Raw genomic sequence first — 14025 nt, 5'->3', positions numbered from 1 at the left:
GATAACCATGAAAAAACTTTTCAGCTTAACTGCCATCGCCCTCTTCGCTTTCAGCGCTCTGGCACACGCAGAACAACTGAACGTGATGACGTCGGGCGGCTTCACTGCCGCCTATAAAATTCTCGGCCCGAAATTCGCCGCCGCCACCGGCAATACCCTCGACACCCAACTCGGCCCGTCGATGGGCAAGGCACCGGAGGCAATCCCCAATCGTCTCGCGCGCGGTGAGCACGCCGACGTGGTGATCATGGTCGGTTACGCCCTCGATGACCTGATCAAGCAAGGCAAGGTCGACCCGGCGTCTCGCGTCGAACTGGCGGATTCACGGATCGGTCTGGTGGTGCGTGAAGGCGCGCCGAAACCGGACATCAGCAGCGTCGATGGCCTGAAGCAAACCCTGCTCGACGCACAGTCGGTGGCCTACTCCGACAGCGCCAGCGGCGTGTACATCGAAGAGCAGTTGTTCAAAAAACTCGGCATCGAAGATCAGCTGAAACCGAAGGCGAAGATGATCGCGAAAATCCCGGTGGGCTCGGTGGTTGCCACCGGCGACTATCAACTGGGCTTCCAGCAGGTCAGTGAATTGCTGCCGGTGCCTGGGGTGAGTTTTGTCGCGAAGATTCCGGAATCGGTGCAGTCGGTGACGCGTTTTGCTGCCGGCATCCCCGTCGGTGCGCAACATCCGCAAGAGGCGAAAGCCCTGCTCGCCTACCTCGCCGCGCCTGCCGCACAAGCGGATGTGCAGGCCACCGGGCTGGATTCGGTCAAGCGTTGATGGTGGGCGGCTGGACTTTCATTTCCACCACCAGCCGCTCCAGCTCCAATGCCGCCGGGGTCAACGTGCGATCCCGGCGCTTGATGATGCCGACACTGCGCATCACTTGCGGATCGGTCAGCGGTATCCGCGTCAGGATCGGATGATCCGGCCCCGGCATCGCCATCAATGGCACCGCCGCAACGCCTAATCCAGCCTCGACCAGACCAATCATCGTTGTCACATGTTTGGTTTCGCAGATGCTCTGACGCTGCGGCACCACACTGCTCAAGGCCTGATCGAGCAAGAAGCGATTGCCCGAAGTCTTGTCCAGCGAGATGTAATCCTGCTGATAGAACTCGTCCCACGTCACGCTGCTGCGTCCGGCCAACGGGTGATCGCGTCGGCAGGCGACCACGTAGCACTCCTGCACAAGCGCTTCGAAGTCGACTTTGGCATCCTGCGTGCCAAGAAAACTCAAACCGAAATCCGCCTCGCCATTGACCACCGCACTGAGCACATCGTGGGCGCTGGAATCGAGGACTTTGACTTTGATGCGCGGGAATTGCTGGTGATAGCGGGCGACCACGCGCGGCATGAAGTAGTACGCCGCAGACGGCACGCAAGCCACGGTGACATGGCCCAGACGCGTCGAGGCCACCTCGCTGATGCCCAGCAACGCCACGTCCAGATCATCCAGCAAACGCTCGACACTCGGCATGAAGGCGCGCCCGGCCTGCGTCAGGCTGACCTTGCGCGTGGTGCGCTCGAACAGCTTCACGCCGAGGGCGTCTTCGAGTTTTTCGATGCGTCGGCTCAAGGCCGGTTGCGACAGGCGCACGGTGTCAGCGGCCTTGCGAAAACTGCCCTGCTCGACCACGGCGCGAAAGGCTTGCAGGTCGTTGAGGTCGAAGTTGATGGCCATGGCGGACTCTAGAGATTGATACGCAGAGGTTATGAATGTAACCAATTGATGCCAATTATCACAGAAACGATGAAAATCCCCTGTAGGAGCTGCCGCAGGCTGCGATCTTTTGATCTTGATTCTTTGCAATCAAAAACAAGATCAAAAGATCGCAGCCTCGTTGCACTCGTCAGCTCCTACAAGGAGATCTTCGGTGGATCTGGAATCGATTCAGCCCTTATCCTTGTCACCCCCCGCCGTACCGTTGTCAGGAGTCATTCCATGCCCCATGAAGGCAATCTGTTGCAAGCCGCTGTCGTGTTTCTGTTCGCGGCCGTGCTCACCGTGCCTTTGGCCAAACGTCTGCAACTGGGCGCGGTGCTCGGTTATCTGTTTGCCGGGGTGATCATCGGCCCGTCGGTGTTGGGCCTGATCGGTAATCCGCAAAGCGTTGCGCATATCTCCGAGCTGGGCGTGGTGTTGTTGCTGTTTATCATCGGCCTTGAGTTGTCGCCGCGACGGTTGTGGGTGATGCGCAAATCGGTGTTCGGCGTCGGGCTGGCGCAGGTGTTGCTGACCGCTTCGGTGATCGGCGTGCTGGCGCTGTCGGTGTTCGGCCAACCGTTGAACAGTGCGATTGTGCTGGGTCTCGGCCTGGCGCTGTCGTCTACCGCGTTCGGCCTGCAAAGCCTTGCCGAGCGCAAGGAACTGACCAGCCCCCACGGGCGGCTGGCGTTTGCCATTCTGCTGTTCCAGGACATCGCCGCGATCCCGCTGATCGCGCTGGTGCCGATGCTGGCGGGCGGCACCCATGACAGCAGCAATGCGCAAAGTCTGAATCACGGCTTGCAGGTGCTTGGCGGTATTGCCGTGGTGGTGGTCGGCGGGCGTTATCTGTTGCGTCCGGTGTTTCGCGTGGTGGCAAAAACCGGTCTGCCGGAGGTGTCCACGGCCACCGCGTTGCTGGTGGTGATCGGTACGGCATGGTTGATGGATCTGGTTGGTGTGTCGATGGCGCTCGGGGCGTTTCTGGCCGGGCTGCTGCTGGCGGACTCGGAATATCGCCATGAGCTGGAAGCGCAGATCGAGCCGTTCAAGGGCCTGCTGCTCGGGCTGTTTTTCATCAGTGTCGGCATGGGTGCCAATCTCGGCCTGCTGCTCAGCGCGCCGATTACGGTGTTGGGCCTGACGCTGCTGTTGATCGGTCTGAAGTTGCCGCTGCTGTTTGTGGTCGGGCGTCTGGCTGGTGGGTTGAACAAGATCAGTGCGATCCGCCTCGGCATCGTTCTAGCGGCGGGTGGTGAATTTGCCTTTGTGGTGTTCAAGATCGGTCGCGATCAGGGTCTGTTCGAACCACGTTTGTACGACCTCTTGGTGCTGACGATTACCCTGTCGATGGCGGTAACGCCGCTGCTGCTGTTGATCTGCGCGCGGCTGGTCAGCCCGAAAGTGCAACCGGTGGAAGTGCCGGAAAAATTCCGCCAGATCGATACGCAAACGCCACGCGTGGTAATTGCCGGCATGGGCCGGATGGGGCAGATCGTCGCGCGTATCCTGCGGGCGCAGAACATCAAGTTCGTCGCGCTGGACACCTCGGTGGAAACTATCGAACTGTCACGCAGTTTTGGCGGTGTACCGGTGTTCTACGGCGACCCGATGCGCCCGGAGATCCTCAATGCGGCCAAGGCCGGCGAGGCGGAGTATTTCGTGATTGCCACGGACGATCCGGAGACCAACATCAAGACGGCCGAGGTGGTGCGCAAGCTCTATCCGCACATGAAGATCATCGCCCGGGCACGTAACCGTCAGCACGTGCACCGCTTGGTCGATGTCGGCGCGGAAGCGATTCGCGAGACTTATTACTCAAGTCTGGAAATGAGCCGGCGCACGCTGGTCGGCCTCGGTCTGACACAAGCTCAGGCCGATGCGCGGATCAAGCGCTTCAAGCATCACGACGAACAGGTGCTGGAGGCGCAACACGCGGTCTACGACGACGCGGCGAAAGTCCTGCAAACTGCCCAGGAAGCCCGGGCAGAACTGGCGCGGTTGTTTGAGTCGGATCAACTCGAAGAAGAATCCCGCAACACCTGACGTCTTTGCACAGATCCAAATATGAGGTTGGCCGGACTGGCGCCTTCGCGGGCAAGCCCGCTCCCACAGTGGTCGAGTCGTACCCATATTCTGTACACGACCCGGAACCCTGTAGGAGCTGCCGAAGGCTGCGATCTTTTGATCTTGATCTTAAAAACCAGATCAAAAGATCGCAGCCTTCGGCAGCTCCTACGGGGGATTGGGTCAGGCCAGCTCGAGCTCGGGCGCTGGTCGGATCGGGGCCGCTTCAAAGCGGTCCGCCAGGAACGGCGTGATGTCCAGCGGTAGCGGCTCGTCGTTGACCAGTTTGTCGAGCAGCACGCCCGTGATCGCCGAGGTCAGGATGCCAGTGCGGAAATGTCCGCAGGCATTCAGATAACCCTCCACGCCACGCATCGGCCCGAGGATCGGCAGCTCATCCGGCGAACCCGGACGTAATCCCGCCCAGGTGCGTTTGAGGTTGACGTCCTTCAGCTCCGGCAGACAGCGCACCGCACCCTGCACCAGTCCGGCGATTTCCGGGTAGGTGGTGGTCACGTCGAAGCCTTTGTCTTCGGTGGTGCTGCCGATCAGGATCTCGCCATTGTCCTTTTGCGCGACGTAACAATCGCTGGTGGTCAGGCAGCCGTTGAGGATTTTCGGCATGCGTTCGGTCAGCAGGATCTGGCCCTTCACCGGTTTCACCGGGATACGAATGCCGCTGGCCCATTCACTCAGATCCGCCGCCCAGGCGCCCGCCGCGTTGATCAGGGTCTTGCAGTGGAACACGCCCTCCTCGGCTGTCTGCACGCCGGTCACGCGCGAGCCGTGATGCAGCACGCCGGTGACGTTGGTGTTGACGTAGAAGTCGACGCCATTTTGCCGGGCACCTTCGGCATAGGCATCGGCGAGGCGGAACGGGCTGACCTGATGGTCGCAGAGAAACTCCAGCGCCCCGCGCGCTTCATGGCTGACGCTCGGTTCGGCCTCGCGCAGCGCCGCCTGATCGAGCCAGCGCACCTGATCGGCCAGGTGCGGAATGCAGCTGACGATGTGTTCGGCATAGAGTCGATCCTCATCGTCATAAATAACGAACTTCAGCCCGGTCTTTTCGAACTTGAAATCCATCCCGTGGTTGTCTTTGAGTTCGCGGTGCAGCGCCGGGTACAGGGCGTTGGACTGCAGGGCAAAATCAAAGAATGACTCCGGCAGAATATGCGGCGTGCTCGCGTCCACCGCCACCGCCGCGCCCTGGGTTTCGCGCTTGCGGTTGGCCGACATCATGCGGAAGAAAATCACCCCGCAGCCGAGGCCGACCGACTCACCGATCGCCCACAAGCCGCCGGCCGAAGCGCGGGTAGCGTTGCCTGGGCGCTTGGCATCGATCAGCGCCACTTTGAGGTTTTTGCGCTTGGATAACTGGTAGGCGCAGGACGCCCCGATCACGCCGCCACCGGCGATGATCACGTCATAGAACTTACTCATGGGAAGCGGCCTCCGTGCCGACGGACTGGAACGCGGAAAAAGGAATCGGATCAATCGGGAATCGCGGGCGCAACCAACCGACGTCCTTGCGCCCGGTGGCCTGGCGTAACCGGTCGCTGCAATAGCCGACGCACATGCGCCCCTGGCAATCGCCCATGCTTACGCGGGTGCGCATTTTCAGGCTGGCGATGTCTTGCACGCCCTGCTCCAGCGCCAGATCGATGTCGGCACGGGTGGCGTGTTCGCAACGGCAGATCACCGTGTCGGCGGCCGGCAAAGCGGTCTGGCCGACGCCACGTTCGGTGTAGCGATCGACGGCGGCGCGGAACCGCACGATCGCACGGAGTTTGCTCAGGTAGCGGTCGCGGCGCACGCCGGCCAGTTCTTCTTCGAGGACACCGCGTTGCAGGAGGATCGAAGTCGCCGCGATCTTGCCCGCCAGCATCGCCGCTTCACCGCCGCGAATCCCGCCCATGTCGCCGGCCAAATGCACGTGAGGTTCATTGCTTTGCTGCCAGACATTCGAATTGGCGCGCAGATATCCGTCATCGCTGAAGCCGTGATCGAGGCCCATTTGCTGGCTGAGCTGGGTACGCGGAATAAAGCCGTAACCGACCGCCAGCGTCTTCGCTTCGAAGCGCTCGACCCGGCTCAGATCAGGCTCCCACGTCGCCGAGTACGGCGCGACGCTGACGCTTTTCAGCTCGCCTTCGCCATGCGCTTCGACTACGCCCCAGCCGTAGTTCATCGGGATGCCGTGCAGTTTCAGGTACGCCAGCATGCTCAAGCCATCGAGGAACAGCTGCGGTTTGTTCAGCAATGCCAGGCTCTCGCGGGCAATCTTGCCGAATGCGCAGGCCTCATACACGCCGGCGACACTGACGCCGGAAGCATGCAACTGCGTCGCCACCAGTGGCAGCAACGGCCCGGTGCCGGCGATGATCACCGGCCCTTGCGGCTTGACCACGCCACTTTTGATTTGCAGTTGCAGACCGCCGAGCATGATCACTCCCGGCAAGGTCCAGCCGGGAAACGGCACGCTGCGTTCGTGGCAACCGGCCGCCAGCAGCAGCTGCGGATACGCGATCTCGTGCAGTTGCTCGTCGGCGTCCAGCACCACCAAGGCGCGGCTGCCTTCGGCGCCGACCACACGATGGTTGAGGCGCACGTCGATCAGCCCGGACTGTTCCTGAAATTCACCGTGCAGTTTGCCCAGTGCTTCGGAGTAGCGCGGCCCCAGGTAATCCAGTTGCACACCGTCCCGCAGCGGCCCGCGATAGACCACGCCGCCGAGGCGCGAGGCCTCTTCAAGCAAGGTGCAGCGCACACCATGACGAGCCAGTTCGATGGCCGCCGCCATTCCCGCCGGACCACCGCCGACGATCACCGGTTGCAGGTTCATACGACCTCCTGCGCAGTGATGCGGTTGACCTGGGTTTCGATCTGCATGCCGTCGCGCACCACGGTCTGGCAGGCGCGGCGCTTGTGTCGGCCATTGATTTTCACCAGGCAGCACTGGCACACGCCCATGCCGCAGTAAGCGCCGCTGATCTGGTCATGATCGTTACGCGCGATCTGGCGTACGCCGAGGGATTGAATGACGCTGAGGACGGTTTCGCCGATTGCAGCGGTGACCGCTTGGCCGTTGATGTGGACGGTCATATCCGCCTGCGCCAAGGGCTGGATATCGAAGGTTCTTTCTAGGCAGTGCATTGCAATGATCTTCCGTGAAAATTTAGTGGAGTTTTGCGCCAGCTCCTTGCTGCACTACACCGTGTCGACCCGTTTTTCTAATGCATTTTGAAGGTCGGACTACGGTACTCCGTCAGCGCAACCTGGTGCGCGTGCAGGTAATGTAGTCGATCCCGCGGCAAGGGCTTGGATCTTTTAAGTTAGGGGATATCGCCGCGGGAAATATTGATCCAGGCCAGTGAAAGCGGTCGGATTGTCCAACGATCAATTGGAGAAGACGAACTGCCCCTTGATCTTTTTCGGGCCGATCAACGCAAGGTCCGGGAACAGCAGCGATTTGACCCAGGCAGCGTAGAACACCATGGCCAGGGTGATGACGACGCCAATCACGGTCGATACCGGATCTTCTTCATAACCCTTGAACATGCGTGAAACCTGACTGATGGTCAGGATAATGTAGACGGTATAAGCCGCCGCCACGTTCTTGTAAAAGCACCATGCAAACAACAACGGAATGCCACCAGCGATCAACAGCATGGTCAATGCCAGGCCGGCGCTCGCGTCATAGAACAGGAAGAAGCCGGCGACTGAGCCGATAAATGCCTGGATGCAGGTCAACACAACCAGCAGGGTGACTTTGAGTGAATGCTTATCCCTCAGTGCCGGATCCGGACGACCCGCAATCCAGGCCGCTAATACGCGATCTTTAACCGCACCACCCGACAACGCCTTGAAGGTTTCAGTTTTCGAGCGCCCGCCTTCGAGCATTTCAACCAACTGGCGCCTGGTTTCCTTCTTGTCCAACGTGTTCATCCTTAAAGAGAGTTAAAAGCGGCCAATCCACTTCCGGCGCCGATTCTCGCCGCTGTTTCCGCAGAAAGCAAAAAGCCGCTTCCACCCGAAGGTGGAAGCGGCCGAGGCATGGGCCTCAATGGAGCAATCAGTGCACGAACAGAGCAATCAGAATGATGATCGGGATCGGTACGCCGAGGAAAAACAGCAGTAATGAGCGCATGGTCATGCTCCTTGTTTAACGGACTGGAGTGGTCGTGGTGTAGGTATCGACTTCAACGTATTCGACTGCATCGCGACGGCGACCGCCGAAAGTAGCCGCGAAACTGGCAAAGAACGCACCGGCCAGCAGCGAGATGAACATCCACAGCGAAGTCCAGGCGGCGACTTTGGCAGCGGTGTCGGCGGCTTGTTGAGCTTTCAACTTGGCATCGGCCAGGGCTTTCTGGGTACGGGCGTAGATCTCGTCAACACGACGTTCGGCATCGGCCTGCGTCAGGTTGGTCCGCTGGGCCACCAGTTGTGCGAGGTAGGTGCGGTCTTCGGCGCTGAGCTGACCGTTGGCCAGGCTTTGCGCGAAGATGCGGGCTACTGCGCCATGCGCGGCGTCATCGCTGACGGAGGCCGGACGGTCATCGCGAAACAGGCTATCGATGTAGTAGCCGTACTGGTTGCTGTCGGTGTTCGCCGCAGCGGAACCTGCTGCCTGAGTCATGGCACTGGCTGCACCGCCAGCGACACTGGCACCGGCCTGGACACCGCCACTGATGACGCTGCTGACCGAGCCAACCACCAAAACCGCGGTGACCAACGTCGCCACACACCAGGCAAGGAAACCGTGCGCGGTGTCGCGGAAATACACCTCATCGCCGTGCATGTTCGCCCACTTCACCCGCAGGCGACCGGCGATGTAACCGCCCATGCCGGAAGCGATGATTTGCGTCGCCGCCAGCCAGACAATAGTTGAAATACCCAGGCCCTTGGCGCTGACGCCCTCTCCGGCCCACGGTGAAACGGCAGAGAAACCCAAACCGAAACCGAGCAGGACCAAAATCATCGACAGGGCAGCGGCTGCCGCAGCACCTGCGAAAATCGCGCCCCAGGACACGCCCGAAACGCTGCTCGACTCTTCGAAGGCAGGATATAACCCATCAGAGGATCTATTCATTGTTGTTCTGCTCCAGGCATGAAAAATGGTGTTACAACTCGTCATCAGAGGAATTGCAGTGACCGTGCCAGTCGCAGAAATTAAATAAATCGTTTGTTTTCAATCAGTTATAAAGAATGAACTTCCCAGGACCATGCAAATTGCAACAACAGCCGGATAACAGCGGGTTTTATGCATTGGCACAAATGCCAGCTATTTGCGTTTGTAGCTTTTGTGACCGCTGGGCGTCAGGCAATACACGCCACCGCGTGGGCCAGTGCAGAACGATCCGCTGCCGCAGGCGCAGCCATCGTCGCTCTGCAGGAAGTTTTGCGGTCGGGCCTGCTGGCGCTCGCCAAACATGGCCGCGCAGCTTTTCTTCGAACCGCTGATCGAGCCGTCATTGCACAGGAACAGGTCGCCATCGCAGCGAGCAATGCCGCCCTTTTTCCCGGAACACGGGGTGTTGGCCGCCCAGGTTGAAGCGCTGAACAGCAACAATAAGAACCCGGTGATTGGCATCCAGCCACGGCGAATGGAGATACGCACAGGACCGCTCCTGATTGAATTTATGGCCAGATGATATCAACGTTCTCGCAAATTAATCGCCAAGGCGCGCAAATGACAGCTACAACATGAAAGTTAATTTAAAGCGTCAGCGGATTTTCTTGGCAAAATGCTGCCATTCCGTTTGAACCGATCAGCAGGCCTGCCTATGACTCGTATCTTGACCATCGAAGACGACGCCGTGACCGCTCGGGAAATCGTCGCCGAACTGAGCAGCCACGGGCTGGACGTAGACTGGGTCGACAATGGCCGTGAAGGCCTCGACCGCGCCGTAAGCGGCAACTACGATTTGATCACCCTCGATCGCATGCTCCCCGAACTCGATGGCCTGGCCATCGTCACCACGCTGCGCACCATGGGCGTGGCCACGCCGATTCTGATGATCAGCGCCCTCTCCGATGTCGATGAACGCGTGCGCGGCTTGCGTGCCGGCGGCGATGATTATCTGACCAAACCGTTCGCCACCGATGAAATGGCAGCGCGGGTCGAAGTGTTGCTGCGTCGGCAGAACAGCGGCGCGACTCAGGCCACCACCTTGCAGGTCGCCGACCTTGAGCTGGACCTGATCAGCCACGAAGCGCGACGTGCCGAACAGGTACTGACGCTGCTGCCGACCGAATACAAACTGCTCGAATTCCTCATGCGCAACAGTGGCCAGATCCTTTCGCGGATGATGATTTTCGAAGAAGTCTGGGGTTATCACTTCGACCCGGGCACCAACCTGATCGACGTGCACATCGGCCGTCTGCGCAAGAAGATCGACGCAGTGGGCAACGTTCCGCTGATCCGCACGGTACGAGGCTCGGGTTATGTCATTGCCGAACCCGTCTGACGGTTGGCGCTCCTCCAGCAGCCGTTTGCTGGCGCTGTACAGTTCGCTGTTCGTGGCGTGGAGCGCGATCCTCATGGGGGTCATGTATTACGAAGTCTCCGGTTACCTCGACAACCTCGCCAAACATTCGTTGATGCAACGTCAGCATCTGTTCTCGCACTTTCGCGGTGAACAACTGGAAGAAGCCCTCGCCGCGAGCATGACCTTCGACATTCGCGGCATCGACGCCTACGGTCTGTTCGATGCGCAGGGCGTCTACCTCGGCGGCGCCTTGCAGCAGATCCCCGAAGGCCTGCCGCTGGACGGCAAGATCCACATGCTCGCCGATTGCGCCGACTCCGATGACCCGACCCTGCCCAATGACAGCTGCGATGCCGTCGCCACGCAAACCCGCGATGGGCGCTGGCTGGTATTGCTGCGCGACAACGGCTCGCTGTTCGCGGTGACGCGGATCATTTTGCATGCGCTGTTCTGGGGTGTGTCGCTGACGATTCTGCCGGGGATTGCCGGTTGGCATTTGCTGCGGCGCCGCCCGTTGCGGCGGATTCGGGCGATTCAGGCCAGCGCGCAGTCGATTGTTGCCGGTGACCTGACGCACCGTTTGCCGCTGTCCAACCGCCGCGATGAACTGGACATGCTCGCGGCCATCGTCAACGCCATGCTCGAACGTATCGAGCGCTTGATGAATGAGGTCAAAGGCGTCTGCGACAACATCGCCCACGATTTGCGCACCCCGCTGACGCGCCTGCGCGCGCAGTTGTATCGCATGCAGCAACAGGCCGGCGAAGGCACGCAGGAGGCGGCGCAACTGGATCTGGTGCTGGCGGAAGCGGACACGTTGATGGCGCGTTTTCGCGGATTGCTGCGGATTTCCGAGCTGGAGGATCGGCAGCGGCGTTCAGGGTTCGTCGAGCTGGATCCGGTGCAACTGCTGGAAGAATTGCATGAGTTCTACCTGCCGTTGGCCGAGGAAGGCGAGCTGTGTTTCGAGCTGAACATGCCGGAGACATTACCGCCGCTCAATGGTGATCGGGCGTTGTTGTTCGAGGCGTTGGCGAACCTGCTGAGCAACTCGATCAAGTTCACCCCGCCCGGCGGCACGGTAATGTTGCGCGGGGTGAATGCCGGTGGGCAGACGCGGATCGAAGTGCACGACTCAGGGCCGGGGATTCCCGAATCGGAACGTGAGGCGGTGTTCCAGCGCTTCTATCGTGCTGAAGGTGGGCAGCCGCAAAGTGGCTTTGGTCTGGGCTTGTCGATAGTGGCTGCGATTGTCAGTCTGCACGGCTTCAGCCTGGAAGTCGGCAGCAGCGATCTGGGCGGGGCGAAACTGCTGCTCGATTGCCGGCAGAGCCTGATCGAAAACTCCTGACCTCCCCCTTGGAATGCAACCCCTGTAGGAGTGAGCCTGCTCGCGATAGCGGTGTGTCAGTCAACTTACTCGTTACTGACAGATTGCTATCGCGAGCAGGCTCACTCCTACAGTGGATCGTGGTGTTCTTCAGGTTGGGTAATTGGCGCGCAACGCTTCGAGGCCGCCCTGGTAGATGCCGCTGAACAGCGCCACCACTTCCTCATCGCTTACGCCTTTGGCGGTGAAACGCCCCGACCACGTCACCCGTGCGCCCTGCCCCAGGGCTTCGACCTTGATCGTCGCCAGATAATCCGTGGCCGGGAACGGCGCTTGCTCGATCGAATAGCTGTAGGTCTTCGCTGTGTTATCGAACGCCTGCAGACGCTCGATCACCACGCCGCCATCAGCGGTCTGCAAGGTGCGCACACGGCCACCGTCGCTCAGTTCGCTGTTGGGAATGAAGGGTAGCCAATCGGGCAGCGTGTTGAAGCCGCCGATCAATTGCCAGACCTGATCGGCCGAAGCCGGGATGTCGATGGTTGCTGATGCTGTTGGCATAAAAAACAGTTCTCCAGATACTCAGATTGTCAGGCTGTCGACCACGCCGCCATCGACGCGCAAAGCGGCGCCCGTGGTGGCCGAGGACAACGGCGAAGCGATGTAGGTGACCAGATGCGCGACCTCTTCGACATCCGCGACACGCTGGATGATCGAGGTCGGGCGGGCCTTAAGCACAAAGGCGTCGGCCTCATCACGCAGGTTGCGCCCGGATTCGGCGGCCGCATCCTTGAGCATGTCTTGCAGGCCATCGGTGAAGGTCGGCCCCGGCAGAATCGCATTGACCGTCACGCCGGTGCCAGCCAGACGTTTGGCCAAACCGTGGGACACCGCCAGATTGGCACTTTTGGTCACGCCATAGTTGATCATGTCTGCCGGGGTTGCCACGCCGGATTCCGAAGACAGGAAAATCACCCGGCCCCAGCCCTGCTCGACCATCGCCGGCACATAGTGCCGCGCCAGGCGCACGCCGGAAATCACGTTGACCTCGTAGAAGCGCGTCCACTCGCTGTCCGGCGCTTCGAAAAAATCGACAGCGTCGAAGATGCCGAGGTTGTTCACCAGAATGTCCGCACGTGGCTCGGCGGCAAACAGTTTCTGCGCGCCCTCCGCTGTGCCCAAGTCTGCGGTCAAACCGCGCAATTGTGCACCCGGCACTTTCTCCCGGATGCTCGCCAGCGCCTGTTCGACCTTGCCGGCGTCACGGCCAATGACAACCACCGTGGCCCCCGCCTCAGCCAATGACTGGCTGATGCCCAAGCCAATGCCCGCCGTACTGCCACTGACAATCGCCAGTTTGCCACCCAAGTCAATCTTCATTACACACCTCCCATGTAGGAGCTGCCGAAGGCTGCGATCTTTTGATCCGGCAACGGCGCCCGTTCAGAAACCAGTTTCGCTTCACGCAGTGCCTGCCAGAAACCGGCAGGAATGACCGCCGACAACGCCGCGACATCTTCAGCAATCCGCCCCGGCTTGCTCGCGCCCGGAATCACCGCCGCGACCGCTGGGTTGGCCAGCGAAAACTGCAGCGCGGCGGCTTTTACATCAACGTTGTAGGCCGCGGCGATGCGCTTGATCTGTTCCACCCTTGCGATGATCTCAGGGCTGGCTTTCTGGTATTCGAAGTGCGAACCACCGGCCAGAATGCCTGAGCTGTACGGACCGCCGACGACGATTTCAACATTCTGTGCCAGCGCCGCATCCATCAGACGTTGCAGCGGACGTTCGTGGTCGAGCAGCGTGTAGCGCCCTGCGAGGAGAAAGCCGTCAGGCTGCGCCTCAGCCAGATCCAGAGTCAGTTCGCACGGCTCGACTTTGTTCACGCCCAGGCCCCAGGCCTTGATCACGCCTTCTTCACGCAAACGGGTCAGCACCTTGAAAGCGCCGGTGCGCGCCTGATTGAAGTATTCCAGCCATTGATCGCCGTAGAAATCCTGAGCGATGTCATGCACCCAGACAATGTCGAGGCGATCGGTTTGCAGGCGCTTGAGGCTATCTTCGATGGAGCGCAGGGTGGCGTCGGCGCTGTAGTCGTTGACGATCTTGTTCGGCCGGCCGTGTTCGAACACGCCGCTTTTTTCACCAAGATCGCGGGCGGCGGCGTCTTCGACTTCGTCGAGAATCACCCGCCCGACTTTGCTGCTGAGCACGTAGTCGTCGCGCTTGTACTGTTTCAATGCTTCCCCGAGGCGGATTTCCGACAGGCCCGAACCGTAGAACGGCGCGGTGTCGAAGTAGCGTACGCCGGCATCCCATGCGGCATGCACGGTGGCTTGCGCTTCGGCTTCCGGGATGGCGCGGAACATGTTGCCCAGTGGTGCGGTGCCGAAGCCCAGTTGGCCGGGCAGTTTGTCTTTCAAGCTCATCG

The 14025-nt window shown here is 60.4% G+C and carries 14 protein-coding genes; 4 read left to right on the top strand and 10 right to left on the bottom strand.

What is annotated here, in order from left to right:
• The first annotated feature begins 7 nt into the window (after positions 1-7).
• Positions 8-775, top strand: coding sequence for a substrate-binding domain-containing protein (locus tag QOL84_RS02615; RefSeq protein WP_283436053.1), 768 nt, complete (start codon positions 8-10; stop codon positions 773-775).
• Here the strand turns inward: QOL84_RS02615 and QOL84_RS02610 are convergent.
• Positions 765-1679 carry a LysR family transcriptional regulator gene (locus QOL84_RS02610; protein WP_283436052.1) on the bottom strand — a complete coding sequence of 305 codons (915 nt, stop codon included), beginning with the start codon at positions 1677-1679 and terminating at the stop codon, positions 765-767. The genes QOL84_RS02615 and QOL84_RS02610 overlap by 11 nt on opposite strands.
• A gap of 261 nt (positions 1680-1940) precedes the next feature.
• Here QOL84_RS02610 and QOL84_RS02605 point away from each other — a divergent pair, with 261 nt between their 5' ends.
• On the top strand, positions 1941-3749 hold the full coding sequence (locus QOL84_RS02605) for a monovalent cation:proton antiporter-2 (CPA2) family protein (protein WP_283436051.1): 1809 nt from the start codon (positions 1941-1943) through the stop codon (positions 3747-3749).
• Between the two features lie 204 nt (positions 3750-3953).
• On the opposite strand, the gene hcnC is transcribed toward QOL84_RS02605, so the two are convergent.
• The 6 genes from hcnC to QOL84_RS02575 all read right to left on the bottom strand — a co-directional run bounded on the left by hcnC (position 3954) and on the right by QOL84_RS02575 (position 9366).
• Positions 3954-5213 carry a cyanide-forming glycine dehydrogenase subunit HcnC gene (gene hcnC / locus QOL84_RS02600; RefSeq protein WP_283436050.1) on the bottom strand — a complete coding sequence of 420 codons (1260 nt, stop codon included), beginning with the start codon at positions 5211-5213 and terminating at the stop codon, positions 3954-3956.
• Entirely contained in the window at positions 5206-6615 is a 1410-nt protein-coding gene (gene hcnB, locus QOL84_RS02595; protein ID WP_283436049.1) for a cyanide-forming glycine dehydrogenase subunit HcnB, read from the bottom strand. Before hcnB ends, hcnC begins: the two co-directional genes overlap by 8 nt.
• On the bottom strand, positions 6612-6926 hold the full coding sequence (locus QOL84_RS02590; protein ID WP_129394448.1) for a (2Fe-2S)-binding protein: 315 nt from the start codon (positions 6924-6926) through the stop codon (positions 6612-6614). The genes hcnB and QOL84_RS02590 overlap by 4 nt, the downstream gene beginning before the upstream one ends.
• 243 nt (positions 6927-7169) lie before the next feature.
• Positions 7170-7709, bottom strand: coding sequence for a hypothetical protein (locus QOL84_RS02585; RefSeq protein WP_283436048.1), 540 nt, complete (start codon positions 7707-7709; stop codon positions 7170-7172).
• 226 nt (positions 7710-7935) lie between these two features.
• A complete protein-coding gene (locus QOL84_RS02580) occupies positions 7936-8865 on the bottom strand; it encodes a hypothetical protein (protein WP_283436047.1) in 930 nt (309 codons plus the stop codon).
• A gap of 192 nt (positions 8866-9057) precedes the next feature.
• On the bottom strand, positions 9058-9366 hold the full coding sequence (locus QOL84_RS02575) for a YdcA family protein (protein WP_283438609.1): 309 nt from the start codon (positions 9364-9366) through the stop codon (positions 9058-9060).
• Between the two features lie 193 nt (positions 9367-9559).
• Here QOL84_RS02575 and QOL84_RS02570 point away from each other — a divergent pair, with 193 nt between their 5' ends.
• Complete coding sequence (locus tag QOL84_RS02570) at positions 9560-10243, top strand: response regulator transcription factor (protein WP_129394452.1); 684 nt, start codon at positions 9560-9562, stop codon at positions 10241-10243.
• Positions 10221-11615: a sensor histidine kinase gene (locus QOL84_RS02565; protein WP_283436046.1), complete on the top strand. Its 1395-nt coding sequence runs from the start codon at positions 10221-10223 to the stop codon at positions 11613-11615. Before QOL84_RS02570 ends, QOL84_RS02565 begins: the two co-directional genes overlap by 23 nt.
• Positions 11616-11744: 129 nt before the next feature.
• Here QOL84_RS02565 and QOL84_RS02560 read toward each other — a convergent pair whose 3' ends face one another.
• Genes QOL84_RS02560 through QOL84_RS02550 form a run of 3 tightly spaced genes read right to left on the bottom strand, consistent with a single transcriptional unit; the run spans position 11745 to position 14023 of the window.
• Positions 11745-12155, bottom strand: coding sequence for an SRPBCC family protein (locus QOL84_RS02560; protein WP_283436045.1), 411 nt, complete (start codon positions 12153-12155; stop codon positions 11745-11747).
• 21 nt (positions 12156-12176) lie between these two features.
• Complete coding sequence (locus tag QOL84_RS02555) at positions 12177-12974, bottom strand: SDR family NAD(P)-dependent oxidoreductase (RefSeq protein ID WP_283436044.1); 798 nt, start codon at positions 12972-12974, stop codon at positions 12177-12179.
• Positions 12974-14023 (bottom strand): aldo/keto reductase, encoded by a 1050-nt coding sequence (locus tag QOL84_RS02550; protein WP_283436043.1) that lies wholly within the window; start codon positions 14021-14023, stop codon positions 12974-12976. Before QOL84_RS02550 ends, QOL84_RS02555 begins: the two co-directional genes overlap by 1 nt.
• Between the last annotated feature and the right edge of the window lie 2 nt (positions 14024-14025).

It is taken from the genome of Pseudomonas helmanticensis, from assembly GCF_900182985.1.
GTDB lineage: Bacteria > Pseudomonadota > Gammaproteobacteria > Pseudomonadales > Pseudomonadaceae > Aquipseudomonas > Aquipseudomonas helmanticensis.
Note: the sequence above shows the minus strand (reverse complement) of the source record. Positions and strands in the feature narration are given on the sequence as shown.

Excerpts from the sequence above, each read along its gene's own strand:
- QOL84_RS02615 (WP_283436053.1), top strand. The coding sequence starts at position 8 with ATGAAAAAACTTTTCAGCTTAACTGCCATCGCCCTCTTCGCTTTCAGC.
- QOL84_RS02610 (WP_283436052.1), bottom strand. The coding sequence starts at position 1,679 with ATGGCCATCAACTTCGACCTCAACGACCTGCAAGCCTTTCGCGCCGTG.
- QOL84_RS02605 (WP_283436051.1), top strand. The coding sequence starts at position 1,941 with ATGCCCCATGAAGGCAATCTGTTGCAAGCCGCTGTCGTGTTTCTGTTC.
- hcnC (WP_283436050.1), bottom strand. The coding sequence starts at position 5,213 with ATGAGTAAGTTCTATGACGTGATCATCGCCGGTGGCGGCGTGATCGGG.
- hcnB (WP_283436049.1), bottom strand. The coding sequence starts at position 6,615 with ATGAACCTGCAACCGGTGATCGTCGGCGGTGGTCCGGCGGGAATGGCG.
- QOL84_RS02590 (WP_129394448.1), bottom strand. The coding sequence starts at position 6,926 with ATGCACTGCCTAGAAAGAACCTTCGATATCCAGCCCTTGGCGCAGGCG.
- QOL84_RS02580 (WP_283436047.1), bottom strand. The coding sequence starts at position 8,865 with ATGAATAGATCCTCTGATGGGTTATATCCTGCCTTCGAAGAGTCGAGC.
- QOL84_RS02575 (WP_283438609.1), bottom strand. The coding sequence starts at position 9,366 with ATGCCAATCACCGGGTTCTTATTGTTGCTGTTCAGCGCTTCAACCTGG.
- QOL84_RS02570 (WP_129394452.1), top strand. The coding sequence starts at position 9,560 with ATGACTCGTATCTTGACCATCGAAGACGACGCCGTGACCGCTCGGGAA.
- QOL84_RS02565 (WP_283436046.1), top strand. The coding sequence starts at position 10,221 with ATGTCATTGCCGAACCCGTCTGACGGTTGGCGCTCCTCCAGCAGCCGT.
- QOL84_RS02560 (WP_283436045.1), bottom strand. The coding sequence starts at position 12,155 with ATGCCAACAGCATCAGCAACCATCGACATCCCGGCTTCGGCCGATCAG.
- QOL84_RS02555 (WP_283436044.1), bottom strand. The coding sequence starts at position 12,974 with ATGAAGATTGACTTGGGTGGCAAACTGGCGATTGTCAGTGGCAGTACG.
- QOL84_RS02550 (WP_283436043.1), bottom strand. The coding sequence starts at position 14,023 with ATGAGCTTGAAAGACAAACTGCCCGGCCAACTGGGCTTCGGCACCGCA.